This is a genomic window from Prochlorococcus marinus CUG1417, assembly GCF_017695975.1.
Taxonomy (GTDB): domain Bacteria; phylum Cyanobacteriota; class Cyanobacteriia; order PCC-6307; family Cyanobiaceae; genus Prochlorococcus_A; species Prochlorococcus_A marinus_AG.
Map to the genome: position 1 here is coordinate 376,750 of NZ_JAAORN010000001.1, position 26,398 is coordinate 403,147.

29 protein-coding genes are annotated in these 26,398 nt (G+C 31.7%); 17 read left to right on the plus strand and 12 right to left on the minus strand.

From position 1 onward, the window contains the following. Nucleotides 1–15 precede the first annotated feature (15 nt). From HA140_RS02125 to proC, 4 genes are all read left to right on the plus strand, one after another. Nucleotides 16–282: a PII-interacting protein PipX family protein gene (locus tag HA140_RS02125; RefSeq protein ID WP_209039525.1), complete on the plus strand. Its 267-nt coding sequence runs from the start codon at nucleotides 16–18 to the stop codon at nucleotides 280–282. A gap of 3 nt (nucleotides 283–285) precedes the next feature. Beyond that, entirely contained in the window at nucleotides 286–921 is a 636-nt protein-coding gene (locus HA140_RS02130; RefSeq protein ID WP_209039526.1) for a YggS family pyridoxal phosphate-dependent enzyme, read from the plus strand. 150 nt (nucleotides 922–1,071) lie between these two features. Further along, nucleotides 1,072–1,647, plus strand: coding sequence for a cell division protein SepF (locus tag HA140_RS02135; protein WP_209039527.1), 576 nt, complete (start codon nucleotides 1,072–1,074; stop codon nucleotides 1,645–1,647). A 7-nt stretch (nucleotides 1,648–1,654) separates the two neighbouring features. Next, nucleotides 1,655–2,467, plus strand: a complete 813-nt coding sequence (proC, locus tag HA140_RS02140) for a pyrroline-5-carboxylate reductase (RefSeq protein ID WP_209040223.1) — start codon at nucleotides 1,655–1,657, stop codon at nucleotides 2,465–2,467. Between the two features lie 9 nt (nucleotides 2,468–2,476). Here proC and HA140_RS02145 read toward each other — a convergent pair whose 3' ends face one another. The 4 genes from HA140_RS02145 to hpf all read right to left on the minus strand — a co-directional run bounded on the left by HA140_RS02145 (nucleotide 2,477) and on the right by hpf (nucleotide 5,751). Beyond that, nucleotides 2,477–3,631 (minus strand): glycosyltransferase family 4 protein, encoded by a 1,155-nt coding sequence (locus HA140_RS02145; RefSeq protein ID WP_209039528.1) that lies wholly within the window; start codon nucleotides 3,629–3,631, stop codon nucleotides 2,477–2,479. An 82-nt stretch (nucleotides 3,632–3,713) separates the two neighbouring features. Beyond that, the gene (recO, locus tag HA140_RS02150) at nucleotides 3,714–4,499 is read right to left on the minus strand and encodes a DNA repair protein RecO (RefSeq protein ID WP_209039529.1); all 786 of its coding nucleotides are present in this window, start codon (nucleotides 4,497–4,499) and stop codon (nucleotides 3,714–3,716) included. Then, on the minus strand, nucleotides 4,500–5,159 hold the full coding sequence (locus HA140_RS02155) for a 2-deoxyribose-5-phosphate aldolase (RefSeq protein WP_209039530.1): 660 nt from the start codon (nucleotides 5,157–5,159) through the stop codon (nucleotides 4,500–4,502). A gap of 7 nt (nucleotides 5,160–5,166) precedes the next feature. Continuing rightward, nucleotides 5,167–5,751, minus strand: a complete 585-nt coding sequence (gene hpf / locus HA140_RS02160; protein WP_209039531.1) for a ribosome hibernation-promoting factor, HPF/YfiA family — start codon at nucleotides 5,749–5,751, stop codon at nucleotides 5,167–5,169. 44 nt (nucleotides 5,752–5,795) lie between these two features. On the opposite strand from hpf, the gene lipB reads away from it, so the two are divergent. The 5 genes from lipB to queA all read left to right on the plus strand — a co-directional run bounded on the left by lipB (nucleotide 5,796) and on the right by queA (nucleotide 11,615). Further along, a complete protein-coding gene (gene lipB, locus HA140_RS02165) occupies nucleotides 5,796–6,446 on the plus strand; it encodes a lipoyl(octanoyl) transferase LipB (protein ID WP_209039532.1) in 651 nt (216 codons plus the stop codon). Between the two features lie 27 nt (nucleotides 6,447–6,473). Further along, nucleotides 6,474–8,417 carry an AMP-binding protein gene (locus HA140_RS02170; protein WP_209039533.1) on the plus strand — a complete coding sequence of 648 codons (1,944 nt, stop codon included), beginning with the start codon at nucleotides 6,474–6,476 and terminating at the stop codon, nucleotides 8,415–8,417. Between the two features lie 38 nt (nucleotides 8,418–8,455). After that, a complete protein-coding gene (locus HA140_RS02175) occupies nucleotides 8,456–8,899 on the plus strand; it encodes a YlqD family protein (protein WP_209039534.1) in 444 nt (147 codons plus the stop codon). A 217-nt stretch (nucleotides 8,900–9,116) separates the two neighbouring features. Further along, nucleotides 9,117–10,484 (plus strand): dihydrolipoamide acetyltransferase family protein, encoded by a 1,368-nt coding sequence (locus tag HA140_RS02180; protein ID WP_209039535.1) that lies wholly within the window; start codon nucleotides 9,117–9,119, stop codon nucleotides 10,482–10,484. A gap of 6 nt (nucleotides 10,485–10,490) precedes the next feature. Beyond that, the gene (gene queA, locus HA140_RS02185) at nucleotides 10,491–11,615 is read left to right on the plus strand and encodes a tRNA preQ1(34) S-adenosylmethionine ribosyltransferase-isomerase QueA (protein ID WP_209039536.1); all 1,125 of its coding nucleotides are present in this window, start codon (nucleotides 10,491–10,493) and stop codon (nucleotides 11,613–11,615) included. Nucleotides 11,616–11,617: 2 nt separating this feature from the next. On the opposite strand, the gene cysK is transcribed toward queA, so the two are convergent. The 4 genes from cysK to rpsD all read right to left on the minus strand — a co-directional run bounded on the left by cysK (nucleotide 11,618) and on the right by rpsD (nucleotide 16,010). Further along, nucleotides 11,618–12,604 carry a cysteine synthase A gene (gene cysK / locus HA140_RS02190; protein ID WP_002805805.1) on the minus strand — a complete coding sequence of 329 codons (987 nt, stop codon included), beginning with the start codon at nucleotides 12,602–12,604 and terminating at the stop codon, nucleotides 11,618–11,620. Between the two features lie 84 nt (nucleotides 12,605–12,688). Further along, complete coding sequence (locus tag HA140_RS02195; protein ID WP_209039537.1) at nucleotides 12,689–14,158, minus strand: PLP-dependent transferase; 1,470 nt, start codon at nucleotides 14,156–14,158, stop codon at nucleotides 12,689–12,691. A gap of 3 nt (nucleotides 14,159–14,161) precedes the next feature. Further along, the gene (locus HA140_RS02200; RefSeq protein WP_209039538.1) at nucleotides 14,162–15,325 is read right to left on the minus strand and encodes a trans-sulfuration enzyme family protein; all 1,164 of its coding nucleotides are present in this window, start codon (nucleotides 15,323–15,325) and stop codon (nucleotides 14,162–14,164) included. Nucleotides 15,326–15,401: 76 nt separating this feature from the next. Then, nucleotides 15,402–16,010: a 30S ribosomal protein S4 gene (gene rpsD / locus HA140_RS02205; RefSeq protein WP_011817920.1), complete on the minus strand. Its 609-nt coding sequence runs from the start codon at nucleotides 16,008–16,010 to the stop codon at nucleotides 15,402–15,404. Between the two features lie 95 nt (nucleotides 16,011–16,105). Here rpsD and yidD point away from each other — a divergent pair, with 95 nt between their 5' ends. From yidD to HA140_RS02225, 4 genes are all read left to right on the plus strand, one after another. Further along, entirely contained in the window at nucleotides 16,106–16,342 is a 237-nt protein-coding gene (yidD, locus tag HA140_RS02210) for a membrane protein insertion efficiency factor YidD (protein WP_025928090.1), read from the plus strand. A 4-nt stretch (nucleotides 16,343–16,346) separates the two neighbouring features. Further along, nucleotides 16,347–16,649, plus strand: coding sequence for a glutaredoxin family protein (locus HA140_RS02215; protein ID WP_209039539.1), 303 nt, complete (start codon nucleotides 16,347–16,349; stop codon nucleotides 16,647–16,649). Nucleotides 16,650–16,656: 7 nt separating this feature from the next. Then, nucleotides 16,657–18,192: a UDP-N-acetylmuramoyl-L-alanyl-D-glutamate--2,6-diaminopimelate ligase gene (locus HA140_RS02220; RefSeq protein ID WP_209039540.1), complete on the plus strand. Its 1,536-nt coding sequence runs from the start codon at nucleotides 16,657–16,659 to the stop codon at nucleotides 18,190–18,192. A gap of 81 nt (nucleotides 18,193–18,273) precedes the next feature. Continuing rightward, nucleotides 18,274–18,978 carry an SDR family NAD(P)-dependent oxidoreductase gene (locus HA140_RS02225; protein ID WP_209039541.1) on the plus strand — a complete coding sequence of 235 codons (705 nt, stop codon included), beginning with the start codon at nucleotides 18,274–18,276 and terminating at the stop codon, nucleotides 18,976–18,978. A gap of 28 nt (nucleotides 18,979–19,006) precedes the next feature. On the opposite strand, the gene HA140_RS02230 is transcribed toward HA140_RS02225, so the two are convergent. From HA140_RS02230 to HA140_RS02240, 3 genes are all read right to left on the minus strand, one after another. Further along, nucleotides 19,007–20,182 carry an aminotransferase class V-fold PLP-dependent enzyme gene (locus HA140_RS02230; protein WP_209039542.1) on the minus strand — a complete coding sequence of 392 codons (1,176 nt, stop codon included), beginning with the start codon at nucleotides 20,180–20,182 and terminating at the stop codon, nucleotides 19,007–19,009. A gap of 36 nt (nucleotides 20,183–20,218) precedes the next feature. Then, entirely contained in the window at nucleotides 20,219–21,013 is a 795-nt protein-coding gene (locus HA140_RS02235; protein WP_209039543.1) for a methyltransferase domain-containing protein, read from the minus strand. 77 nt (nucleotides 21,014–21,090) lie between these two features. Then, nucleotides 21,091–21,264, minus strand: a complete 174-nt coding sequence (locus HA140_RS02240; protein ID WP_071813219.1) for a DUF4278 domain-containing protein — start codon at nucleotides 21,262–21,264, stop codon at nucleotides 21,091–21,093. A 253-nt stretch (nucleotides 21,265–21,517) separates the two neighbouring features. Here HA140_RS02240 and HA140_RS02245 point away from each other — a divergent pair, with 253 nt between their 5' ends. After that, a complete protein-coding gene (locus HA140_RS02245; RefSeq protein WP_011375974.1) occupies nucleotides 21,518–21,775 on the plus strand; it encodes a hypothetical protein in 258 nt (85 codons plus the stop codon). 21 nt (nucleotides 21,776–21,796) lie between these two features. Here HA140_RS02245 and HA140_RS02250 read toward each other — a convergent pair whose 3' ends face one another. Next, nucleotides 21,797–22,042, minus strand: coding sequence for a NifU family protein (locus HA140_RS02250; RefSeq protein WP_002805305.1), 246 nt, complete (start codon nucleotides 22,040–22,042; stop codon nucleotides 21,797–21,799). Between the two features lie 70 nt (nucleotides 22,043–22,112). On the opposite strand from HA140_RS02250, the gene HA140_RS02255 reads away from it, so the two are divergent. From HA140_RS02255 to HA140_RS02265, 3 genes are all read left to right on the plus strand, one after another. Then, nucleotides 22,113–23,609, plus strand: a complete 1,497-nt coding sequence (locus HA140_RS02255; RefSeq protein WP_209039544.1) for a malate:quinone oxidoreductase — start codon at nucleotides 22,113–22,115, stop codon at nucleotides 23,607–23,609. Between the two features lie 55 nt (nucleotides 23,610–23,664). Continuing rightward, complete coding sequence (gene lepA, locus HA140_RS02260; protein WP_011817927.1) at nucleotides 23,665–25,473, plus strand: translation elongation factor 4; 1,809 nt, start codon at nucleotides 23,665–23,667, stop codon at nucleotides 25,471–25,473. A gap of 169 nt (nucleotides 25,474–25,642) precedes the next feature. Then, the gene (locus HA140_RS02265; protein WP_012007248.1) at nucleotides 25,643–26,398 is read left to right on the plus strand and encodes an ABC transporter permease; all 756 of its coding nucleotides are present in this window, start codon (nucleotides 25,643–25,645) and stop codon (nucleotides 26,396–26,398) included.

Sequence of the window (26,398 nt, forward strand, 5' to 3'; positions counted from 1 at the left end):
GCACAATATTAAAGTTTGAGCTCTGAGCGTTATTTAAACCATCCAACATTTGGCATGTTGTACCAAGTCTCTTCTGGAAATGATGGAAGAGATATTTATGCGACTTTATACGCTCAAAAAATGTTTTTTTTGGTAGAAGTTAGACAGAGAGAAGTATTTTTCGAAGTTATACCTTATTTAGATGCTCGAAATAAGGCTGAATTAAACCTTCAGAAAGCAAGAAGAAATGGATCTGAAGAGCTATCTAAATGGGAGAATTTATTTTCACAAACTTTCTTGTAAAAGGTGGATCCTGCAAATTATTTAAAAATAAAAAGTAAAATACCATCAAATGTAAATATTCTTGCTGTAAGTAAAGGATTTAAAAGTCAAGAAATCAAGACTATTCAAAATATTGGTCAGAATGATTTTGGTGAGAGTAAGTTTCAAGAGGCGTTTGAAAAACAATTAATCCTAAAAGATCTTAAACCAATTAATTGGCATTTTATTGGACGAATACAAAGTAATAAAATAAGAAAAATAGTACAAAACTTTAAATACATTCATTCTGTAGATTCTTTTGAAAAGTTGGAAAAGATTTCTAGTATTTCATATGAAGAGAAGAAAAATCCTATAATAATGTTGCAGGTTAAGCTGAGTGATGACCCAAAAAAAGGAGGTTTTAATCCTGAATTTTTAAAATTGAAATGGAGAGAAATCAAAGAGTTGAAAAATATCACATTAACTGGTTTGATGACTATCAATCCTAAAGGACTTAGCTCTAACGAAAATTTAGAATTGTTTAAAAAATGCCGTGCCTACGCTAATTCACTTCAACTGCCAGATTGTTCCATGGGGATGTCAGGGGATTGGGAGGAAGCTATAGAAGCTGGATCTACTTGGTTAAGATTAGGATCATTGATTTTTGGTTGTAGATCTTAATTAGTTATTTTTTTATAAAAATCTTATTTATAAACTTGCAGTTAAGTACAACTAACGTTATCTAAGTATAGGTAGTTAATTCATTTAAAAAATGAATTTATTACTTAAGGTTCTTTAACCTTAGTAATCAATTTTAAGAGGATTTAAAAGGTGTCACTTATTTCTAGATTAAAAGCAGTTGTTGCAGGGGATGAGTATCTCGATGATGATTTTGATGAGTTGGACTATGCATCAGAGGATGAATTAAATAATATTAATGATTTTAAACAAGATCAAAGAAATTCAAATATCCTTGCAAATTCAAATCCATTCGAGTTTATGAATAACAACCGATCATCAAAAGTAGTTGGAATGCCTGGAATATCGAATTCCTCCTCAGAAGTAAGCTTAATGGAACCAAGAAGTTTTGATGAAATGCCTCAAGCTATCCAAGCATTAAGAGAGAGAAAAACTGTAATTCTTAATTTAACTATGATGGATCCTGATCAAGCTCAAAGAGCAGTCGATTTTATTGCTGGAGGCACTTATGCAATTGATGGACATCAAGAAAGAGTCGGTGAAAGTATTTTTCTTTTTGCGCCAAGTTGTGTAAATGTAACTAGTTCTTCTTCAGAAGAAGCTTCTCCTTCTTCTGTTCCTACAGAAAATACACCACAATATAGTTTTGGGAAAAACACTACTCCTGAACCAGCATGGGGCAAGTCTAAATTAAGTGCTTATTCATGATTTATCAGTGACTGATAAAATCGCGATTATTGGTTTTGGAAATATTGCAAATGCTATAATTACTCCTCTTTTAGATAAAAAATTAATTAAGCCAGAGAATATTTTTTGTGTTGTAAAATCAGAAAAAAGTCTAGAAAATATAAAAAAAAATTATAGATATAATATAAATGTTTATAAATCAGGCTCTGAAGAGGCGAAAATAATTTGGGATTGTAAATATAAACTTCTTTCGATAAAACCGCAACAATTCAAAGATATAACTGAAATCCGTAATGTAGAAAATAAGGATAATTTGTTAGTTTCAATTCTTGCTGGTGTTTCAATAAATAGTCTTACTCAAAAATTTCCTAACCATAAATGTGTGAGAGTTGTCACAAATATTCCAATAACAGTTGGAAAGGGTTTAACAGGAATTGCTTGGGGTGAAAATCTTACAAAAGATCATAAACAATTTACAAAAAAATTATTTGAAAATACCAGTAAGATTTACGAATTTACTGAAGATTACCTTGATATATTTTTAGCTTTGACATCATCAGGTCCTGCAATTATTGCACTAATTATAGAAGCATTAAGTGATGGAGGGTTGAGCGGCGGGTTGCCAAAAGTTCTTTCAGAACAACTTATTATGGAAATGATAATGGGGACTATCAGTTTAATAAAAGAAAATCAACTAACACCTTCCGAGCTTAAAAATTTGGTAACTTCCCCAGGAGGAACAACTATTTCTGCTTTAAGAGTTTTAGAAAAAAAGAGTGTAAGGTCAGCATTAATTGAATCAATAGTTTCGGCTAGTAATCGAAGTAAAGAGTTTCGTTAGTTTGTGCAATTACCTTTTTAGGTTCATGTAAACTTTCTCAAGAAAATTTATATTTTGAGTAATCGTATATCTCTCAAGTACTCTTTCTCTAGCTTTTTCTCCAAGATCTTTTGTAAAAGAAGGATGTTCTATAAGAATTGGAATTATAGTTTTTAATTGTGCAGCCACATTATCGGTTGAAATCACTATTCCTGCTCCGTGATCTAAAACTTCACCGTCAGCCCCTGCATCTGTTGCTACACATGCGGTACCAGTAGACATTGCCTCTAAAAGTGATAAAGATAGACCCTCTACTAAGCTTGGTAAGAAAAATACCTCTGCAATTTGCATTATCGCCACCCTAGTTTCTAAATCTAACTCGGCTCCCCACCAAATTAATTTCTCATTACTAAGGTTTGAAAAACTATTTTCAAGTGTTGGCTTCATTGGTCCATCTCCAACAATAACTAATTTGCAATTATCGTTTTTTGTTTGGCGCCAAGACCGTAAGAGTGACTCGATATTTTTCTCATTGGCAATCCTTCCCATGTATAAGAAAATTCTTTCATTTCCAAGTTTGTTTTTTACCTGATCATATTTTTTATTTTTTTTGCAAAAAGGTTTCCAAATTTTTTCATCAACCCCGTTTGGAATTATTACTAGTTTTTCTTTAGACACTCCTAATTTTTCAAGAACATTTTTTTGAGATTTAGAAAAGATAATAACTTTATCAAACTTTGCTAAAGAGGGAGCGTAAAGTTGATATGTTAATTGTTGTGTGCTCGCCGTTAAATTTCTATTTTTTGCATCAAATGGTGGATGAAATGTTCCTATAAGTGGAACATTAATTTCATTACAAAGCTCTGGAAGTCTAAAGTCTAAAGGAGATAAAGTTAGACTTGCATGGACTATATCTGGCTTTAATCTTTCCAATGATAGCCTTAACTTCTTTTCTGCTCTTGGTGAGGGTATTGTATAAACTTGGGACTTAATTAAATATGGGAGACTTAAATCAGGATCATTTGCCAGAAATAATGGTTTCGATAAATTTGAGCTAGAGGGATTGTCAAAATGAATAAAACTAATTTTATACCCTCTGTTCTTCAATTCCTCAGTAGTTGAATTGCCGTAGGTTACATTTCCACAAAAAGGTGATTTTTTACCTAACCAAGCTACATGAACCACATTAATTGAATTAACTATTTATTAAGTTAACAGTAAGGGAGCCTGAGAACATAATTTAAAATTTTTAAAGTTAATAAAAATGCTAACTATATAATTCTCTCAACATTTTTAGTGAAGATAGATCTTTCTCTAGCTGAGTCTTAATCCAAGTTTCAATAATAAATAATATTTTAAGCCAGACCTTTTTAGGTCCCAATAACTCTCCATTAGATTTTATTGGTAATTCGGGGAAAAGAAGTCTCTGTAATAGAGCAACTTCAGATGCATTTATTTTTAGATTACTTTGAGGATCTTCCACGGATGAAAACCCTTCACTTGGCAGGTAATAACAACTCCAATTCCAATTTCCTAAAGGCGGAATAATAGGTTCTCCAGTTTTACAGCAATGATGAATTGGTAAATTTATACCTCCAATGGCCAATAGATGGATTAAAGATTGAATACTCATTGAGAGCATTTTAATATCTTCTTCTTTAGATTCTTCATATAAATAAATCCTATCTAGATGTGCAAGAACACAAGACAAATAGTTTTGTTGCTTGTCATTATTACCTACTAATAAAAAAGTTAATTCAGTTATTGCTTGCGCGGCTGCAAGACATTCAATATTTTTACCTAGACCAGAATAGCTTTTTAATATTTTAATTTGACGTACTGATTTAAGATTTCTTTTCCCAAAAATTTGCAAACTTAAATATGTTAATGGAGTTGCTGCGGCAAGACTACTTTTAGGACGTCTAGCACCAGGTGCCGCCAATCGAACAATCCCTTGCTCATCAGTAAGAATAGTTATTAATCTATCATTCTCGCCTAAGGCAGAAGCTTTTATGCAGAGACCTTTGAGTCTGCACTCACCGGAACCAGACATTTAAATAACCTTTACTTCTTGAAAAATCTCACAAAACTTAGAAGTTCCAACGCAACTAATTCCATTATCAAACAAATCAATAACTTGTGTCAGTTTTTTTATACCACCTACAACTTTGATATGATTTTGGGAGCCCGTAATGTTTAATATTTCCGCTACATCATTTAATGTAATAGGAGGACCAAACCCGTCTCCGAATTGAAAATTTTTTATTCCTAATTCCAAAGATATTTCTATCGCATTGTACAAAACTTCTTCTTGGAGTTTTGATTTACTCATAATTAGTGAAACTGGCAATCCAGATAACTTCACTTGCTCAATTTCAGCAGCGAAAGCTTCTAAGTTCCTTTTGGATAAATTGAAAAAGTTTGGGATATATTCAATTCCGTTTGCACCTTTATCTTTAGCAAAATTAACTAATTCTTCAATAAATGTAACTGGTAAATCTGCTAAAGGGTAAGAAATGAGTGCGTTTAAGTTTGCACTATAGTTGTTCAAACGGTTTTTAAAATAATCTAAATAATTAAGTGAAGTAGAAATATTCTTGATATTATATTTTTTTATTAAATCGCAATTCGCGCAGAAATCTTCCCAAGTTATATAAGGGTTAATAATAATGGCATGAATTTTTTCGTTTAATTCATATTCAATATTGGGCATTTAAAAGTTATTTGGATTGAATCAATCCATAACCTCCATGATTCCTCTTGTATATAACTTGAAGTTCATTATTTTTTTTATTTCGAAAAACATAAAAATCATGATCAATTAGATCTAATTGTTTTCTTGCTTCTTCTGATGAAATTGGATTCATTTCAAAGTATTTATTTTTTATAGAAGGCGCAGGCAGACATACTTCCGTTCCTTCCTTAAGTAAAGCTTTATCTAAAAATCCTGATTCCATACTTTCAATTGGTAAAGACTCTTTATTTTTAAATTGATTATTATAAATAGCTTTATTGTTTCGTTCTTTGTATTTACGTAATTTTCTACAAAGTTTATTTGAGACTAAATCAATGCTTGAGTATAGATTTTCAGTTTTTTCTTCAGCTCTAATTACGGTACCATTTGCAAAAATAGTAACTTCTGCAGTCTGGAACGATACTCTTGGGTTTTTTTCTATTGAAAGGTGTATGTCGGCTTCTTTAACGATATCTTTATAGTGATGAGTTGCTTTTTCTATCTTTGCCTCAGTATATTCTTTTAATGCTCCAGTGAGCTCAAGATTCTTTCCATGGATTAAAATTTTCATAACAAATCTAAAAATATTTACTTACTCTCTAAATCTACTTAAATATGGTTAATAGAACAGCAATAATTAAACAACCTGATAAAATATCTTTTTTCAATGATGTTTATAAATTACAAAAAGAATATCAGGATGCATTGATTTTAGATAATTCTAACCCTGCTTTTATTTGGATAGGGGAGCATCAACTCTGTTATACATTGGGGAGAGGATCTAATTACGATAATTTACTATTTTCTCTGAATGATGCTAAATATGATGTTTTTAAGATTGATAGAGGTGGTGAGGTAACTTGTCATATGCCAGGGCAATTAGTAACGTATTTGGTCTTAGATTTGAAAAATTTTAATAAAGATTTAAATTGGTACTTAAGAAAAATTGAAGAAATTATTATTAAAATCCTCGGAGCTTTTAATATAGATTGTCACTCTAGAAAAGGGTTTACTGGTGTTTGGATAGGAAATAAGAAAATTGCATCAATTGGAATTGGGTGTAAAAGATGGATTACGATAAATGGATTTTCAATCAATATTGACTGCGAATTAGAAAACTTTAATAAGATTGTTCCTTGCGGAATAGAAAATTGTCTTATGGCAAATATGATTGATTACAACAAAAATTTAAATATTCAAGAAGTCAAGAGAATTGTTAAAAAAACCATCGAGGAAGAATTTAATTTTGATTTTATATCAAAATAGAAATTAAAATTTCAAAATCAATTTAATATGGGTGATTTAGCGCATTGGCCTGCAGTCAAACCTCTTTCTAAAAAAAATAAATTTGCCAACAATAGAGATTTTATTAAGAACCTTAATCATATAGATCAAATTTGGGAAAAATTAAAATTCAAATGTGGTGATACTTTAGCTGTTTGCGATTTGAGAGGGAAATACAAAGAAAAATTTTCTTATTCTGAGCTGGCTGATTTAATAACAAAAGTCTCTTTTTCTTTCGAAAATTATGGTTTAAAAAAGGGGGATGTAGTTACTGTAATATCTGAAAATTCTCCAAGATGGCTAGCAGTAGATCAAGGCTTAATGCGTTTAGGAGCTATAAATGCAGTGAGAGGTATAAATTCTCCTTCAGTAGAATTAGACTATATTATTAGGCACTCTAATTCAGTAGGACTAATAGTTCAATCTAAGGAAATTTGGCTAAAGTTAAACAACAAAGAAGAATTAAAAAAAAGACTGAAATTTATAATCAATTTAGAAGATGAACAATTTGAAAGTTTAATAAGTTGGAGTAAATTCATAAGTTCAGTAGAAAAAGAAAATTCACAAAATAATAATCTTGAAAAATTTAATCCAGAAATTGATGACGTCGCTACTATTCTTTACACTTCTGGGACGACCGGAAAACCTAAAGGTGTGCCTTTGACTCATGCAAATTTTTTACATCAAATAATCAATTTAGCCTATATCGCTGATCCAGAACCAGGGACCTCTGTATTAAGCGTTTTGCCTATCTGGCATTCTTATGAGAGAAGTGCTGAATACTTCTTTTTTTCATGCGGTTGTTCTCAATACTATACAATTCCAAAATTTCTTAAAGATGATATTACACAAATAAAACCTGTTGTCATGGCTACTGTTCCGAGACTATGGGAAGCAATACATGATGGTTTTTTTCAGGCTTTAAAAAAAATGCCTTCCAAAAAGCAAAAACTTATTAAGTTTTTGATAAGTAATAGTTCGGTTTTCAAAAGAAGTCTTAGAAAGATAAGAAATATAGATTTAAATCAAATAACTTTTAAATCAAAAATCCCCTTACTGGGTTCTGTTATTAGCCGATATCCTTTACATAAATTGTCTACTATTTTTTTATGGCCGAATATTCTTAGACAACTATGCGGAGAAAAACTGAAATTTCCCATTAACGGTGGAGGTGCATTGCCAGAACATGTAGATCTTTTTTTTGAATCTTTAGGTGTAGATGTTTTGGTGGGATATGGACTCACAGAAACTAGTCCAGTATTAACTTGTAGGAGAAGAGAATTAAATGTTAGAGGATCATCTGGTCAGGCTCTAGCATTTACTGAAATCAAAATAGTAAATGATGATAAAAAAAAGATTCTGAAGTTCAAAGAAGTCGGGAAAATTCTTGTTAGGGGGCCGCAAGTAATGAAGGGTTATCTTAATAATGAAATAGCTACAAATGATGTTTTATCCAAGGATGGTTGGTTTGATACTGGTGATTTAGGTTTTCTAATACCAAATGGTTCTCTCTTTATAACAGGAAGAGCCAAGGATACAATAGTGCTATCAAGTGGTGAAAATATAGAACCTAATCCGCTAGAGACCGAAATTCTTAGTTCTGAATTTATTAATCAGATTCAACTAGTAGGACAAGATAAGAAATGTTTAACAGCCCTTGTAGTTCCTAATGTCGAATTGGTTAAAAGCAAGTTTTTGGAGGAAGACCTTTCAAAATTAAACCTGAATAAGAATATTGGTACATTTTTCAAATCACAAATTAATAATTTGCTTAAAAGTCGATTAGGAGCAAGATCAGAAGAACAAATATTAGATTGTTATTTTGTTGATGACTTTACTCTAGAAAATGGGTTGTTAACACAAACTCTTAAACAAAAAAGAAAAGAAATAGAAAAAAAGTATTCATTACAAATAGAAAATATGTATGAAAACAAATTTAGTAAGAAAATTTGATTTGTTCTATCTATATTGAAAAGGCAATTTAATTTTTTATGGAAACAAAAAACTCAATATCGATAAAGCGCTCAATAGCTATTAAAGCAGTAGTTACACCAACTTGGAAGGAAGATGCTGAAAAAGAATTAAGTAAAGCAATTTCAAACATTGATCAGAAATTATCGCAATTGGAGCAGGAGGGACAGCAAATAGTAAATAATATTAGATCCCAATCGGTTAATCCTCTAGATCCAAGGGTTCAAGAACAGATTAGTCAGGTGCAACAACAAGTCGCAGCAAAACGAAATGAAATTGAAGAACAAAAAAGAAATCTACTTCAACAACAGAGTCAAGTTCGCGAGTTGAAAATGGATGAAATTGTTGATCAAGGACAAGTGGATAGTTTCTGTGATGTCACTGTTGGCGACAATCTTATTGAAAAAATGCAAGTCTCGATAACTGTTAAAGATGGAGTTATTCAATCTATAGATAATAATTAAGGTAAAAGATTTAGTATTTTTTTTAAAAATAAGTAAACTTAATTGCAAAAAGTTTTAAATTCTAATCGATCGAAATTATTACTTTCTTAAGTTTTAAGAGTTCCCACTGTGAACATGATTTCGTATAATTAGATCAAGAGTTAAAAGGGTTCTTAATCATAAAACTTTTGAAAGTTTGGTAAAAATCCCTTAAAACTTATGCAATAACAATTTTCTTATGTCTCACGAAATATTCATGCCTGCCTTGAGTTCTACTATGACGGAGGGCAAGATTGTGGAATGGTTGAAAAATCCGGGAGATAAGGTTGAAAGAGGCGAATCTGTTTTGGTTGTTGAATCTGATAAGGCAGATATGGATGTTGAATCTTTTCAAGATGGATATCTTGCAGCAGTTTTAATGCCTGCTGGCAGCACTGCACCTGTTGGAGAAACTATTGGTCTCATTGTAGAAAATGAAGATGAGATAGCTTCAGTTCAAGAACAAAATAAAGGAAATCAACCCGAAGTCTCTACTTCAGACCAACTTGAATTGGTAAGCAATAAAACTGAAGAAAAACCAGTAGTCAAGACTGAAAATATTAATAAAAAAGAGGAAGAAGTCGTCTTAAAGAGTGAAAAGCCTGTACCATCTTTTAATACCGATCAAATTAATGCCGCTACAAGTAATGCTTCTTCGAGGATAATTGCATCTCCAAGAGCTAAAAAACTTGCCTCTCAAATGGGTGTTGATTTAGCAAAGGTACATGGATCTGGCCCCCACGGAAGGATTCAAGCCGATGATATTTTAAAAGCTAATGGCCAACCTGTCTCCATACCATGGATAGGTGAAGGTGGTTCTCCTGCAAGTATTCCTAGTGCAAATTTGGGAGTTGAAAGTAAACCAGAAACTTCAGGAAATAGTTTTGGTAATCCCGGAGAAACAGTTCAATTTAATACTCTTCAAAAAGCGGTAAATAAAAATATGGAATCTAGTTTAGATGTGCCATGTTTTAGGGTGGGTTACTCCATTAACACAGATAAATTAGATAATTTCTATAAAAAAGTAAAACAGAACGGAGTGACTATGACTGCTTTACTAGTTAAAGCAGTTGCAAAGACACTAAAGAAACATCCTCAAGTTAACTCAAGTTTTTCAGAAAATGGAATTTCTTATCCAGAAAATATAAATATTGCTGTAGCTGTTGCGATGGAAGATGGTGGACTAATAACTCCAGTTTTAAAAGAACCATGCAATACTGATTTATTTGAATTGTCTAGGGAATGGAAAGATCTCGTAAAAAGATCAAGATCAAAACAATTAGAACCTGATGAATACTCAACGGGAACCTTCACTTTATCTAATCTTGGGATGTTTGGGGTTGATAGATTTGACGCAATTCTTCCTCCAGGTACCGGTGCGATCTTAGCGATAGCATCATCTAAACCAACCGTTGTTGCTAATAGTGATGGTTCAATATCTGTTAAAAAAATAATGCAAGTAAATCTAACAGCTGATCATAGAGTGATCTATGGAGCTGATGGAGCTTCATTCTTAAAAGACCTTGCTTCCCTAATTGAAAATGAGCCAGAGACTCTTGTCTCCTAAATTTAATTGATTTCTCAAATTAATAATGAAGAAAGAGATTATAAGCTTGAAGCTTATGATTATTTACTTGATCCTTCATTAATTGCTAGTAAACCTTCTGCAATTAGGCATGAATCAAGATTGATGATAGTTAGAAATAGTGTTTTAGAAGAAGACTGCTTAACTAATAAATTTACCAAGAATCTTTTAGATGAATTTAGAGAAGGGGATCTTGTAGTTGTAAATAATACTAAAGTTATGAAAGCTAGGTTAAAGGTTGAATTAGAAAATAAGACATTAGTCGAATTATTAGTTTTGGAGAGATCCCATGAATGTGTATGGTTATGTTTGGCAAAACCAGCGAAAAAGTTAAAAATAAATAGAAAATTAAAATTAAAATCTCCTTTAGCACAAGATATTTATTTGATTGTTGATGGAGTTGATGAAGAAACTGGAGGGAGATTTATTAAATTTCCGGAAAATATAACTTGTCTCAATTCAATGAATGAACTTCTTGATAAATACGGGGAAATCCCTCTCCCTCCTTATATAAAAAATTCCGAAGAAGAATCTTTTCATGAGAAAAGTTATCAAACTGAGTATGCAACTAATCCGGGGGCAGTTGCTGCACCAACAGCTGGTCTACACTTAAGCAAAAGTCTTATTTCCAATTTAAAAAAAAAAGGAGTAATAATCTTACCGATAACTTTGCACGTGGGTTATGGAACATTCAAACCAATTGATCAAGAAGATTTAAGTAACTTAAAACTTCATAAAGAATGGGTAAGTGTTAACAAGGAAGTAGTGGAGGAAATAAAAAGAATAAAGAAAACAGATAGAAAAATAATTGCTATTGGTACAACAAGCGTAAGAGCTCTTGAAAGTTGTTATTCTCATGAAATTAATGACTATATTCCCATAGCGAAGTATGTGGATTTAGTAATTAAGCCAGGTTATAAATTTAAGGTAGTTGATGGATTATTAACTAATTTTCATCTTCCTAAAAGTTCATTATTACTTTTAGTAAGTGCGATGATTGGTAGAGCAAGATTATTAGATTTGTATAAGAAAGCAATAAAAGAAAAATTTAGATTTTTCTCTTATGGCGATGCGATGTATATTTCACCAGATTCATTACTGGAGAAAAAATAGATTTAGGCTTTGACTGGTTCTTGAATGATTCCGCTTGGAACTTCAGTAAACATAATTGATGATAAATATCTCTCTGCTAAATCAGGTAGAACAACTACAATAGTTTTTCCCGCATATTCATCTTGTTCAGCTAATCTAACAGCCGCAGCAGCAGCAGCTCCACAAGATATTCCGACTAATAGACCTTCTTCTTTTGCTAATCTAAGAGCCATCTCGATTGACTCGTCATTTGTCACCTGTTCAACCTTATCAACAATTGATAAGTCAAGGTTCTTAGGAATAAATCCTGCTCCAATTCCTTGAATTTTATGTGGTCCAGATTTAACCTCTTCCCCATTCATTGTCTGTGTAATAACAGGACTATGTGATGGTTCTACAGCTACAGAAGTAATATTTTTGCCCTTTTCTTGCTTAATGTATCTTGAAACTCCTGTAATTGTGCCGCCAGTTCCAACTCCTGCGACTAAGACATCAATTTCACCATCGCAATCATCCCAGATTTCTGGTCCAGTAGTTTTGAAATGAATTTCAGGGTTTGCTGGATTATCAAATTGACCTGGCATGAAATATTGAGAAGGATTACTTTCTGCAATTTCTTTAGCCTTAGCTATTGCTCCAGGCATACCTTTAGATGCTTCTGTTAAAACAATTTCAGCACCCAACACTGCCATAACCCTTCTTCTTTCAATTGACATGGATTCTGGCATTGTAAGGATGAGTTTATAACCTCTTGCTGAAGCAGTAAAAGCTAGAGCAATTCCTGTATTTCCAGAAGTTGGCTCAACAATAGTTTTGTCTTTTGTAAGCTTCCCACTTTTCTCTGCATCCCAGATCATGTTGGCGCCAATCCTGCATTTGACACTGTAAGCAGGGTTTCTACCTTCAATTTTTGCAAGTACTGTAGCTTTCGCGTTTTTAGTAACTGATTTTAATTTTACTAATGGAGTGTTTCCAATAGCAAAACTATTGTCCTCATAAATTTTTGCCATTTATATATTGAGAAAATATATATTAATACTAACTATTATTCAGAAAAAGAGTATATAAGTTTCTATACGGTAAATACTAGGAATTTAGAAATTATTTAGCGCCTCAGAAAAGCTTTTCCATAATTGATCTTGGTCTTCTAATCCAACTGATACTCTAATAAGGTGCGAGGGTATACCAAAACTTTCAGCCCAATCCAACTCGTTATAATGAGCAAGTAAAACATAAGGACAAACTAGAGTAAATTTTGTACCTAAACTAGGCCCTTTAGATACTTTTAGAGAATCATAAAAATTCTTAGCTTTGTTTAATCCTCCTTTTAATTCGAATGATAATAAGCAGCCGTATCCTCCATCAGAAGTTAGTAAAGAATTGAAATTTGGACAATTTTCAGGATGGAAAATATTTTTAATCTCGCTATGGGTCTCTAATCTTTTTTTTAATTCTAAACATGCTTTATTTTGTTCAAAAACTCTTTGATTTACATCTCTACTAACTTTCTCTAGATAAACTGTATCTCCATCGGAAAGTGTTGGAAGATTAATCTCGTTTATTGCATTTCTAAATTGATCAATCCATTTGCTTTTTGGATTTAGTATTAATGATCCGGCAAGAATATCACCACTACCTGAAAAAATTTTTGTAAGTGAAGTAAAAACTATATCTGCATGTTCTAGGGAATTTATATTTAAATTGGAACCAATTGTATCGTCAACAATTAAGGGAATATTTAACTTTTTTGCTATTTTTGAAATTTTTTTAATGTTTACACATTTGAGCATTGGATTACTAGGTAGTTCAATGATTAATGCTGATGGATTTATGCTTTTAATTTCAAATTCAATATCCTCGCAATTTTCTTCTGTAATTAACTTGGCTCCATGAAAAATATTCATTGGTAATTTAAGTACATCTACATATGGAAAACCAACTTGGAGTGTTGCTTTAGCTGGAAATAATTTATATATGATTTCTAATGATGTATGCAATGCAGACATTCCAGATGAAGTTAAGTGAATATCATTAGGATTAATTTTTGTAGATTTAGAAATTCTATTTTTTATTCTTTGAGAACATTCATTTACGTAAGATTTTGGAGGGCAATCTTCAAGACCTAGTTCTATAGCAGCAGCCCTTGAAGATATTCCAAGACCAGTATGTTGCCAAAAAGATTTCGCATAAATACTTCCTTCTTTTTCAGTTATTAAGAAAGCTAAATTATCTCTTTTTTCTATAAATGACAATTGTTCAGAAGTATTTCTATCAATGTATTTTTTTGCTTTAAAAGCTATGCTTTCATTCGGATATGGCCAGATACTTTTATTGTTATAGTAATTTTCCTTTTTTACTTTTTCACATAATCTTTTCACTATGGGATTTAGCCCGAATCTTGGGTAAATGGACCTCAATAAATTCATGCATTCTTGATTTTTTTCCTCGTAATTTATTACATCATTCCAAGTAGGTAATGCTACAGAAACAGCATGAATACTATCAGGAATAGAATATCCCAACTCTAAATTTTTCCATATAGGTTTTTTAAGTAAATCTCTCAATTTTCAGAATTTATTTAAAGCAAATAATATGTCTGAGATTAAATCGTTTGTTTCTTCACATCCAATCGATAATCTGACAAGAGCATCATCTATCCCTAAAAGATTTTTTGTTTCATCATCAACAGAAGCATGAGTCATTGTTGCGGGGTGACAAATTAAACTTTCAACTCCTCCAAGGCTTTCTGCTAGCGAGAAATATTTGAGAGATTTGCAAAATTTAAAAGTATCCTCTTTATTTAAATTTAATTTTATGGTAATCATCGAACCTCCAGCACTCATTTGCGATTTTGCTAAATTAAATTGCGGATGTTTTTGATTAAAAGGATAAATTACTTTACTAATTATTTTATGATTGTCTAATTTTTCAGAAATTAATTTTGCACTTTGCGTTTGTTGTTCGATTCTTAAAGGAAGAGTTTTTACTCCTCTCGTAATGAGCCAACTATCAAAAGGAGATGGTTGAAGCCCTAGAGCTTTTTGAGAGAAAAGCAACTTACTATTCCATACCTCATTATTTGTCAGTACTGCTCCACCAAGTGCATCACTATGTCCATTAATGAATTTTGTTGTGCTTACTAGTGATAGTGTTGCGCCAAGGTCCAATGGTTTTTGAATAAGTGCTGTTGAAAAGGTATTGTCCACTACTACTGGGATTTGTAGTTTATTTGCTTCATCACAAATTGCCTGAATATCAAGTACTTTCAAAAGTGGATTAGTTGGACTTTCTAGCCATATCAAGGTTGGCTCGAAGTATGAAATCTTTTTGATATTATTTTCGTTTGTAAAATCTGTGTATAAAACTTCTAGCCCAAATTTCTTGAAAACTTTTTCGAACATCCTCACTGTACAACCATAGAGATTTGACTCACAGAGTATCTTGTCACCTGATTTTAGTGTTGATGAAATTGCAGTTACCGCGCTAATTCCAGATCCAAAAACTGTACAGTATTTAGAATCTTCTATTGATTTAAGGACGCTTTCTAGAATTCTAAAGTTTGGATTGCCTGATCTGGTGTAGTCGAAATTATCTTTATTTCCATGTTTGAAAGTAGATGTAGAAAAAATAGGAGGCATAACGCATCCGGTTTTTTCTGCAAATGTTTCCCCATGGTGAATAGATAAGGTCTTAAAACCTGGTTTTTTTATATTATTTTCTTCATTTCCCATTATTTTTAAAAATAAGAATTAAATTAAATCTCTCATTTTTTTAATGAGAGATTTAATAATCCAAAGAAAAGTAGTATTAAACTTTTCTTGAATAATATTCAACAACTAGTAGTTCGTTTATTTCAAGAGCTACCCACTCTCTATCGCATTTCCCATTTATTTTCCCCGTTAATTTAGGTTTGTCTAAATCAAGATGAGGTGGGACATTTGCTAAACCAGGGAATTCTATATTACCTTCTACAAGTTTTTTGCTTGCTTTGTTTTCTTTGATTCCGATTACATCGCCTGATTTGCATTGATAACCAGCAATATCAAGAACCTTTCCATTAACGGTTACATGGCCATGATTTACTAATTGTCTTGAGCCTGGAATGGTACCTCCAAAACCTAATCTAAAACAAACATTATCAAGTCTGTTTTCTAAAAGTCTTAGTAGGTTAGTTCCTGTAGATCCTTCTTGAGCTCTAGCTTTTTTTACATAACGAACTAGTTGTTTCTCAGAAACTCCATAATTAAACCTAAGTTTCTGCTTTTCCTCTAGACGAATTGCATATTCTGATCGCTTGCGACGGGCTTGGCCGTGCTGACCTGGAGGATTAGACTTCTTTGAAGCTTTCCTAGTGAGACCTGGTAGTTCTCCCAAGCGACGCGTAACCCTTAATCTGGGGCCGCGGTATCTTGACATAATTTTAAATTAAATAGAAATTTGCAATAAATTGGATAATTGATTAAATTCAATTAAACTAATTACTACTGGAAATATCATTTTACATCATTAAAGTGTTCAAAACTATTAATAAATCAATCACTTCTATACTTCTTTTTATGATTTCGTTCTATCAAAAGTGGTTTTCTCCTTTTTTTGGACCAAGATGTAGATTTATTCCAAGCTGCAGTTCTTATGGATATGAGGCAATTACTAGACATGGTCCTTGGAAGGGAGGGTGGTTAACTTTAAGAAGATTAAGCAGATGTCATCCTTTAACTCCCTGTGGATGTGACCCTGTACCTGACTAAATGAATGAAAATATTTATTTTTGTTAGGCAGGGATGTTGCCTTTGTGATTCATTAAAAAATAAACTGGCAAAAATAAATCTTAATGAGTTATTCCCTAATCTAGAGGAGCTTAAAGAAATTGATATTGATAGGGTCGATTTATATAAAGATAAATATAAAAAATATGATTATGAAGTACCTGTTATTGCTGTTGAAGGAATTAGGTCCGAGGAGATTATAGAATTGCCTCGCATTTCTCCAAGATTAAAAGATGATCAGTTAACAAATTGGTTTCAAAAAAATATTAGTAACATTCTGGAGAAATAATTTTTATATGAGATCTATAAAATTACATAAACTTTTAGATTTGGTAGGAATTATTCCTTCATTAGATTTAATCGATCATGAAATTAATAATATTTCTTTTAACTCTAAAGAAGTACAAAAAGGAACTTTATTTTTAGGTATGCCTGGTTTAAAAGTGGATGGAGGAAAATATTGTATTGAGGCAATTGAAAATGGCGCAGAGGCTGCCATTGTTGGGTCTGCCGCAAAAGAGAAAATTGGATCTATTGATCCAGAAAGGATTTTGGTTATAGAAGATAATTTAGATTATATTTTTGGTCAAATAGTCGCTGAGTTTTGGAATAGGCCTTCAAGAAAACTTAAACTTATTGGTGTTACGGGTACAAATGGAAAAACAACAATTACTTTTTTATTGGAATATCTTTTAAAAAAATTAGGGAAAAAGACTGCATTATTTGGGACCTTGCTCAATAGATGGCCTGGATTTTCAGAAGTGGCTCTTCATACAACTGATTTCGCCGATAAACTCCAAAAGAAATTGAATGCTGCTGTTGAGGCAGAATCTGAATTCGCGATATTAGAGGTAAGTTCTCATTCTATTGCTCAAAACAGGATATCAGGATGCGAATTTGAGGCGGCTATTTTTACTAATTTAACTCAAGATCATCTTGATTATCACTCAGATATGGAATCATATTTTCAAACAAAAAGAAAATTATTTTTCCCGCCTTACTTAAAAGAAAAAGATGGAATTTGTGTATTAAATAATGATGACCATTGGATATCTAAATTACCATCTGATCTTAAAAAAAGATCTTCATTAGTCTCTACAAAAATTACTGAAAGTGAACTTGAAAATGATGATTTTTTTTTCGTAACAGATAAAAAATTTACTGAAAGTGGTTCCACCTGTATTTTTCATACACCTAGGGAAAAAATTAAACTTTTTGTTCCACTTGTTGGTGAATTTAATTTAATGAATGCGATTCAAGCAATAACAATTTTGTATAAACTTAATTTTTCTTTAAAAGATCTATCAAAGTTAATAAAATCTTTTCCTGGTGCACCTGGGAGAATGGAGAAAATAAAAATTGATAATGATGTCCTTTTAAGATCACTTCCAACAGTAATTGTTGATTATGCCCACACTCCTGATGGATTAAAAAAAGTTTTGGAATCAATTAAAAAACTTTGTGAAGGAAAACTCATAACTGTTTTTGGCTGTGGCGGAGATCGAGACCGTAGTAAAAGGCCTTTAATGGGATCAATAGCTGAAGAGTTATCTGATCAACTTTTTATAACTTCAGACAATCCAAGATCAGAAGAACCCCAAAAGATAGTAAATGATATTTTGATGGGTATAAAAAAAAGAGAAAAAATAATAATTGAGATTGATAGATTTAAAGCAATATATGAATCTATTAAATTTGCCAATAAAGAAGATATTGTTTTAATTGCTGGAAAAGGACATGAGGACTACCAAATTCTCGATGAAAAAGTTATTAATTTTGATGATAGAAAAATAGCTTATAAATTATTAAAAGAAAAAAATAAATCTCAATAAAATTTCCTAATCAAATAATAAAGATCTTTACGCAAATCATAAGAAAAGTTTTTTAGAATCAATGTAGTTATTTTTAATAAAATGAAAGGCTTAGCCTTAGTTGTAGGAGCAGGTGGAATTGGAACACAACTAGCTAAAGATTTGAATGAAAGTGAAAAAGATTTAGATGTTGTTTTGTGTGGGAGAAAAAGTGAATTTAATCCTTTTTGGGAATTAGATATAGAGGATTATCAATCCCTTTTGCAGTTGAAAAATAAAATATCAAATCATCCTTCAAAATTAAGGCTAGTTGTTAATGCTACAGGAAGACTTCATGGTGATTCTCTTCAACCAGAAAAAAGATTACAACATCTTGATAAAAAAAATATGATGGAAAGTTTTTCAATAAATGCCTTTTCTCCTATTTTATTGGCTAAAGCGATTGAAGAATTTATACCAAAAGATTTTAATTTTAATTTTGCAAGTATAAGTGCAAGAGTGGGCAGCATTGGAGATAATCAAACTGGAGGTTGGTATTCATATAGAGCTGCTAAATCTGCGCAAAATCAGTTTTTTAAATCTTTAAGTATTGAATGGGCTAGACGTTTCCCAAAGGCTACTATCACATTGCTTCATCCAGGGACAGTAGATACTGATTTATCTAGACCTTTTCATAAATTTGTTCCAGAACATAAATTATTTAGTAAAGAAAAATCCTCCCAATTTTTGATCAATATTATTAAAAATCAATCACCAGAATCTACAGGAAAATTTATTGCATGGGACAACTCGGAGATACCTTGGTAAACGAAATTTTTTTTATATCAATAGATCTTTAATTCAATATTTTTTTTATTTCTCTAGCAAGTAAATCAATCTCAGCTTCTGTAGTCATTTGATGTACGCATGCTCTAAACCATTTTGGGTCTTCTAAAACTCTAATCCAAATTTTCTTTTCTCCAAGTTTCTTTACAAATTTATCCTTATCTTTAATATTTTCGATATTAAAACTAACAATCCCATTTAAATAATTTTTTTCTAAAACTAATTCAACTCCCTTTGATTGATTTAATTCATCCCAAAGTTTTCTACTTAATTTTTTGATATTTTTGTTTTTTTCTTTTTCATGGCAGTCTTTATCCAAAAGATCTAAAGAATTCCGGAGCCCAGCAAGTAAAGGAATGCAAGAGGTAGCTATTTCAAATTTCCTTGCATCATCATGAAAAAGATTATCTGAAGGCTCATAAATACCTTGTTCTTTTTTTAATGATTTCCAACCAATTATTGTTGGATCTGTTTCATGAATAAATCTATCTGAGACATAAATGGCTCCAAGTCCTTCTGGTCCACATGCCCATTTATGAGAAGTTATTGAATATAAATCAGAATAAAAAACTTCTTTTTCAATATTTATGTGCCCAAAGGTTTGAGCACCATCAACAAGTAAATAAGAATCTTCTCGATTATTTTTTAATTCGATAGAAATTTGTTTTAAAGGAATTTTATATCCAAAGTTCCATAAGATATGAGAAATAATTAGGATCTTAGTCTTACTATTTAGATTTTTCAAAATCTCTAAAATTATATTTTCGTCGTTTAGATTTTTAATTTTTTGGATTGGCAGAATTTTGAATATTAATTTATTTCTTCTGCAAAATTCTCGACTTGCAGCCACTACTCCAGGATGTTCACAGTCACTTATTAACAATTCTTCTCCCTCTTCTACTTTTATTCCCCAAAAGGGCAAAATCATACCGGAAGAGATATTTTCGGTTAAAGCTACATTCTTTGAATTGACACCTAATTTTTGCGCAATGACTCTTTTTGTGGTCAATATTTCTTTGTAAATAAAAGGCCACATATCATTGGTAAATGGTCCTAAATCTTGGATAATTTCCCAAGTTTTAACTATTGCTTCTAGAGAAGATTTTGGTAATGGCCCTTGACCGCCATAGTTAAAATAATACTTATTTTTTAATGCGGGTATTTGATCTCTTAGATTATTTCTCATGGAAATTTATATTGTATTTTCAACTCTTGAATTTTTTTAAATATTGCCCACTAAAGTTACTGTTCTAAATTCAATATCCTCTATTACTTTCCAAGGTTCAGCGCTCCTTTCTGCAAATTTTAAATTTTTAAATCCTAGTTCTTTAAAATCACTAATAAACTCTGGCTCATACCATGCTCCACTAATACATCCTGTCCATAAATCATGATCATTTTGCAATCTTAAAGGAACTTTTTTGTTAGAGACGATATCGCTAATTGCAATTCTTCCATTATCGTTTAAAACTCTTTTTATGTTATTTAGAAGGTTATTTCTAGATTCTGGACTTACCAAGTTTAAAACGCAATTACTTAAAATAATATCAACTGATTTATCTGCGATTAATGGATTTAAATCTTTATCTAATTCATCAAGTTTTTCAATTGAACCTTCTAGAAATTCTGTATTGTTGAAACCTATATTTTTTGTAACTTCTTTAGATGCTGATCTTGATAAAGAAAGCATGTCAGGATTCTGATCAACTCCAATAACTTTCCCTTCTTCCCCAACAATTTGGGCACAAATGAAAGCATTTTTGCCGCTACCACTTCCAAGATCTAAGACTATATCATTTTTTTGAACATATTTTGTTGGATCACCACACCCATAGTCTCTTTCTATAACCTCTTGAGGAATTGCTTCAAGTAAAACGGGATTAAATCCAACTGGTGTACAAAGACAACTTTCTTTTTCTTGTGCGGCTGAGCCATATCTTTCTTGAATTGCATCTTTATGATCGAATTGATTTGGCGCTTTATTCGACGTGTTTGTATTACAGCAACTTTCAGACATATTTTTTAAAGGACTCTTGATAAATATAGCCAAAAAAAAAGCCCCTGAAAAAGGGGCTTTTAATTTGTTTAATTAAATTATTTAGTGTAATTAACACCTCTGTAATTTAATTCTGCTTTTTCATTACTTGAAGAAGCGTCATCCATTCTGTTGGTGTATACGTTTCTTCTGTAGGTAAGTTCAACAAGTTGCTTTTTAGCAGCTTCTTTATTTTGAACGTAGTTTTTACCTCTGTAAGTTAAAGTAGTCATGTTTCGATGTGACAACACGGCCATCCCCCGTTCCATGGTATGACTCGAACTGCGCCCTCAAATGAGGGTGAACGAAAAGTAGCGAATGCTACAAAATTATTATAGGCGTATTTTTAACTGCATGTCTAGCTTTTACAAATAGAAACGAAGATTTAATGTTTTTTTAATTATTATCTTAGGTAAATTTTTTTATAAATAGTCTCTAAAAAGGTTTATGTTTATATTTGGTTTAATCTTCATGTAACTATTTTTTATGACAGGTTTTTTATATTTCTTGGGAAATACTTTAAGGTGGCCAGTGTTAAAGCCAAAAGAATTTTTTTCACTTCATGCTTATTTTTCAATTATTTATTTGATAACTTTTACTTTGAGTAAATATGATGTAAGCCAATCAAATTTAGTTTTTACTTTAGGAATTCTTGCACCCCTTTTAATCGCTATTGGTCAAGGACTTCCAATTGATTGCCTTGATATGGAATCATCTTTGTTGAAGGAATTAAAAACTAAATAATATATATTTAGTTAAAAATTTTTATAAAACCTGGACAACTTCGCTTATTTCAGGAATCATTTCTTTTAACTTTCTTTCAATACCCATTTTGAGAGTCATAGTGCTACTTGGGCAACTACCACATGCTCCTTGAAGTCTGACTTTGACAATTGGACCATCTATTTCTGCAATCTCTACATTTCCTCCATCAGAAATTAAAAAAGGTCTTAGCTCGTCAAGGACTTTTTCTACATTTTCGTTTGTCAGGGAGAGTGTTTCAGTACTCATAATTTTGGATTAACTTTATAATAAGCCTAGAAAGAAATCTGATTAATTGCAAAAAAGATAATTTTCTGTTGTGACTTCATCTAAAAATCCCACTAATGACAATACATACTTTGATGCAGTCTTAGTAGGAGCAGGGATAATGAGTAGTACTTTAGCCCTCCTAATTTCAGAAGTTTTACCAGATATAAAATTTCTTATTATAGAAAAATTAAATGCTCCAGGAAGTGAAAGTACTGGCGCTTTTAATAATGCAGGTACAGGACATGCGGCTAATTGCGAATTAAACTATACACCTTTAGATGAAAAAGGAAATCTAAAAATAGATAAAGCGCTCTCAATAAATCGTTCTTTTGAAACATCCATGTCTTTATGGGCCTCATTGTATGAAGCAGGGAAAATTGATATTAAGAAGTTTCTAAAATTTATTCCTCATATTAGCTTTGTGTCTGGTGAGGAAAATATTTCTTTTTTAAAAAAAAGATTTCAGAAAATGACCGAAAATCCTGAATTTATCGATATGGAATTTTCTACATCTTTTGATGAAATTTCATCATGGGCTCCTCTAATAACAAAAGATAGAAATCCATCTACTCAAATTGCTGCTACTAGAATAGGTAGAGGAACTGATATTAATTTTGAGGCTCTAACTAAAGAGTATTTGTCATTAGTTTCCTTAAACAAAAATGTTGAAATTAGATACAAAACAGAATTAGTAGATTTAAAAAAAATTGATAAAAAACAATGGGAACTAGAAATCAGTTCTGAAGGTAGAAAAATTTCAATTAGAACTGGCTACGTTTTTCTTGGTGCTGGTGGAAAAACAATTAATTATTTACAAAAATCAAAAATCCCAGAAGCAAAAAGTTATGGTGGATTTCCTGTTAGTGGGAAATGGCTTATTTGCGAGAAAAAAGATTTAACAGAAAAACATAACTCAAAAGTTTATGGTAAAGCTGATATTGGATCGCCACCAATGTCTGTGCCTCATTTAGACACAAGATGGATTGATAATAAAAAACTTCTTTTATATGGACCTTTTGCTGGATTTACAACGAAATTTCTAAAACAAAGTTCATACTTTGACTTATTTAGTTCAATTAAAAAGAATAATATTTTTTCTATGTTAGACGTTGGTTTCAAGAACAATGATTTAATTAATTACTTAATATCACAATCATTAAAGAACCATAACTCAAGAGTTGAAAATTTAAAGAATATGATGCCATCGGCTAATTCGTCTGATTGGTATTTAAAGAATGCTGGTCAAAGAGTCCAAATAATTAAAAAAACTGAAGCTGGTGGTTCTTTGAAATTTGGAACTGAGATTGTGAATTCATCTGATGGTTCATTATCTGCTTTGTTAGGGGCTTCTCCCGGAGCAAGTACTGCGGTCTCAATTATGGTAAAGGTTCTAGAAAAATCTGTCTTATTTTTAAACAACAAGCATAATCTTCAGAAAAAAATAAATGACTTAATCTATCCAGAGCTATCGGACTCTGAAAATAACAGTACCTTCATAAAAGACATCAAAAAAAGAAATAATTCTATTTTTGGTTTCCATCCATAATTCTAATTAGCTAGTATTAACCAAGATGTAATAAGAGGAGAATTTTTCTTTCTATATGACTGATATATCGGTTTCAAAAATTAGAAATTTCTGCATAATCGCTCATATTGACCATGGTAAATCGACCCTTGCAGATAGGTTGCTCCAAGATACTGGTACTGTGCAGCAAAGGGATATGCAAGAACAATTTTTGGACAGTATGGATCTTGAAAGAGAGAGAGGAATTACTATCAAGTTACAAGCCGCTAGGATGAAATATAAAGCTGACGATTCTCAAGAATATGTCTTGAACTTAATAGATACTCCTGGGCATGTTGATTTCTCTTATGAGGTTAGTAGATCTCTTCAGGCTTGTGAAGGCGCTTTACTCGTTGTTGATGCTAGTCAAGGAGTAGAAGCTCAAACCTTAGCTAATGTTTATCTTGCCTTAGAAAATAATCTTGAAATTATTCCTGTTTTAAATAAAGTAGATTTACCAGGTGCTGATGCTGAAAAAATAAAACAAGAAATAGAGGAAATTATTGGACTTGATACATCTAATGCTATAAATTGTTCAGCAAAAACTGGAGTTGGTATTAAAGATATTTTGGAAGCAATCGTAAGAAGAGTACCTCCTCCTCAAGATGAAATTAAACTACCTACAAAAGCACTGATTTTTGATTCTTATTATGATCCTTATAGGGGAGTTATTGTTTATTTCAGGGTGATATCTGGGTCTCTTAATAAGAGAGAAAAAATATTATTAATGGCAAGTAAGAAAAATTATGAACTAGATGAGATAGGAATAATGGCCCCTGATCAGCAGCAAGTTGATGAATTACATGCGGGAGAAGTTGGATATTTAGCTGCTTCTATAAAATCAGTTGCTGATGCGAGAGTGGGAGATACGATTACTCTTTTAAATTCACCTGCCAATGATCCTTTGCCTGGTTATAAGACAGCAAATCCTATGGTTTTTTGTGGCTTATTCCCTACTGATGCTGATCAATTTCCAGATTTAAGAGTATCACTAGAAAAATTACAATTATCTGATGCAGCTTTAAAATATGAGCCCGAAACCAGTAGCGCCATGGGCTTCGGATTTAGGTGCGGATTCCTAGGACTTCTTCATATGGAGATTGTTCAAGAAAGATTAGAAAGAGAATATGACTTGGATCTAATCGTAACGGCACCATCAGTTATTTATAAGGTTAACTTAAATCAGCAGGAACATATCTTTATTGATAATCCTTCTACAATTCCTGATCCACAACTTAGAGAATCAATAGAAGAGCCTTATGTGAAAATGGAAATTTATGCTCCCAATGAATTTAATGGAACATTAATGGGTTTATGTCAGGAAAGAAGGGGAGTATTTATAGATATGAAATATATAACAACAGATCGAGTTACCTTGATTTATGAAATTCCATTAGCAGAAGTAGTTACAGATTTCTTTGATCAAATGAAAAGTAGAACCCAAGGTTATGCATCAATGGAATATCATTTGATTGGCTATAGAAAAAATGACCTTGTTAGATTAGATGTTCTAATAAACTCAGAAAGAGCAGATCCATTAACTTCTATTGTTCATAAAGATAAGGCTTATGGAATTGGCAGAAGTTTAGTTGAGAAATTAAAAGAACTTATTCCAAAACAACAATTTAAAATACCTATTCAAGCATCAATCGGTAGTAGGATTATTGCAAGTGAAAGCATAAGTGCTTTGCGAAAAGATGTATTATCTAAATGTTATGGAGGGGATATTTCTAGGAAGAAGAAACTTTTAAAGAAACAAGCCAAAGGTAAAAAGAGGATGAAGGCAATGGGTAAAGTTGAAGTCCCTCAAGAAGCTTTTATGGCAGTCTTGAAATTGAACCAGTAATTTCTTTGAATTTAAAATTTATAGCTATTTATTTTTAAAAGAATTGGGTATATTTCATTTATATCTTTAAAACAAGATTTTGGATATTAACTCATCTAATCGTGTCGGCGCAAATATCAGAAAAGCTGGATTTTTAATTGTACTTTTTTATCTTCTTGTTGTCTTGATAATGAAATTTTTAGAGGCCAATAATTTTTTTGGCTATTCATTTTCAATGTTAAGCAATGATATCTTTGCACCTCCTTCTCTTAATCATTTTTGTGGCACAGATAGATTAGGAAGAGATGTTTGCTTAAGAACTTTGCAAGGATCATCATTAGCAATAGAAGTTGTATTCTTAGCTATTCTTTTTTCATTAAGTTTGGGTTTGCCATTGGGATTATTAAGTGGATATTTTGGTGGTTTTTTTGATAAATGCTTATCACTAATAATGGATACTATTTTTTCAATACCTGTAATTTTGCTTTCAGTTGTTGTGGCTTTTGTATTGGGCAAGGGTATCCTTAACGCGGCTTTGGCATTGTGTATTGTTTACTCTCCTCAATATTTTAGATTGATCAGAAATCAGACAATATTGGTTAAATCCGAAACTTATGTGGAGGCAGCTCAAGTTGCAGGAGCTGATGTTAAAAAAATTATTTTTAAATATATTCTCCCAAATGTAATAACACCATTGCCTATTTTGCTTACCCTAAATGCTGCAGATGCTGTTTTGGTATTAGGAAGTTTAGGGTTTTTAGGCCTTGGCGTTCCTGCAGATGTCCCAGAGTGGGGAAGTGATTTAAATCTGGCTCTTGCCGCTTTACCTACAGGTATCTGGTGGACGGCTTTGTTCCCTGGTTTGGCAATGTTTTTTTTGGTTTTAGGTCTTTCTTTTATAGGAGAGGACCTTGAAGAAATTTTTGATAGTCAAAATTCTGAATAA

Bases quoted from the DNA above. Each gene is read 5' to 3' on its own strand.
- recO (WP_209039529.1), bottom strand. From the start codon at position 4,499: ATGTCTGGTTCCGGTGAGTGCAGACTCAAAGGTCTCTGCATAAAAGCT.
- HA140_RS02155 (WP_209039530.1), bottom strand. From the start codon at position 5,159: ATGCCCAATATTGAATATGAATTAAACGAAAAAATTCATGCCATTATT.
- hpf (WP_209039531.1), bottom strand. From the start codon at position 5,751: ATGAAAATTTTAATCCATGGAAAGAATCTTGAGCTCACTGGAGCATTA.
- lipB (WP_209039532.1), top strand. From the start codon at position 5,796: ATGGTTAATAGAACAGCAATAATTAAACAACCTGATAAAATATCTTTT.
- HA140_RS02170 (WP_209039533.1), top strand. From the start codon at position 6,474: ATGGGTGATTTAGCGCATTGGCCTGCAGTCAAACCTCTTTCTAAAAAA.
- HA140_RS02175 (WP_209039534.1), top strand. From the start codon at position 8,456: ATGGAAACAAAAAACTCAATATCGATAAAGCGCTCAATAGCTATTAAA.
- HA140_RS02180 (WP_209039535.1), top strand. From the start codon at position 9,117: ATGTCTCACGAAATATTCATGCCTGCCTTGAGTTCTACTATGACGGAG.
- cysK (WP_002805805.1), bottom strand. From the start codon at position 12,604: ATGGCAAAAATTTATGAGGACAATAGTTTTGCTATTGGAAACACTCCA.
- HA140_RS02200 (WP_209039538.1), bottom strand. From the start codon at position 15,325: ATGGGAAATGAAGAAAATAATATAAAAAAACCAGGTTTTAAGACCTTA.
- rpsD (WP_011817920.1), bottom strand. From the start codon at position 16,010: ATGTCAAGATACCGCGGCCCCAGATTAAGGGTTACGCGTCGCTTGGGA.
- HA140_RS02215 (WP_209039539.1), top strand. From the start codon at position 16,347: ATGAAAATATTTATTTTTGTTAGGCAGGGATGTTGCCTTTGTGATTCA.
- HA140_RS02220 (WP_209039540.1), top strand. From the start codon at position 16,657: ATGAGATCTATAAAATTACATAAACTTTTAGATTTGGTAGGAATTATT.
- HA140_RS02225 (WP_209039541.1), top strand. From the start codon at position 18,274: ATGAAAGGCTTAGCCTTAGTTGTAGGAGCAGGTGGAATTGGAACACAA.
- HA140_RS02230 (WP_209039542.1), bottom strand. From the start codon at position 20,182: ATGAGAAATAATCTAAGAGATCAAATACCCGCATTAAAAAATAAGTAT.
- HA140_RS02235 (WP_209039543.1), bottom strand. From the start codon at position 21,013: ATGTCTGAAAGTTGCTGTAATACAAACACGTCGAATAAAGCGCCAAAT.
- HA140_RS02240 (WP_071813219.1), bottom strand. From the start codon at position 21,264: ATGACTACTTTAACTTACAGAGGTAAAAACTACGTTCAAAATAAAGAA.
- HA140_RS02245 (WP_011375974.1), top strand. From the start codon at position 21,518: ATGACAGGTTTTTTATATTTCTTGGGAAATACTTTAAGGTGGCCAGTG.
- HA140_RS02250 (WP_002805305.1), bottom strand. From the start codon at position 22,042: ATGAGTACTGAAACACTCTCCCTGACAAACGAAAATGTAGAAAAAGTC.
- lepA (WP_011817927.1), top strand. From the start codon at position 23,665: ATGACTGATATATCGGTTTCAAAAATTAGAAATTTCTGCATAATCGCT.
- HA140_RS02265 (WP_012007248.1), top strand. From the start codon at position 25,643: ATGAAATTTTTAGAGGCCAATAATTTTTTTGGCTATTCATTTTCAATG.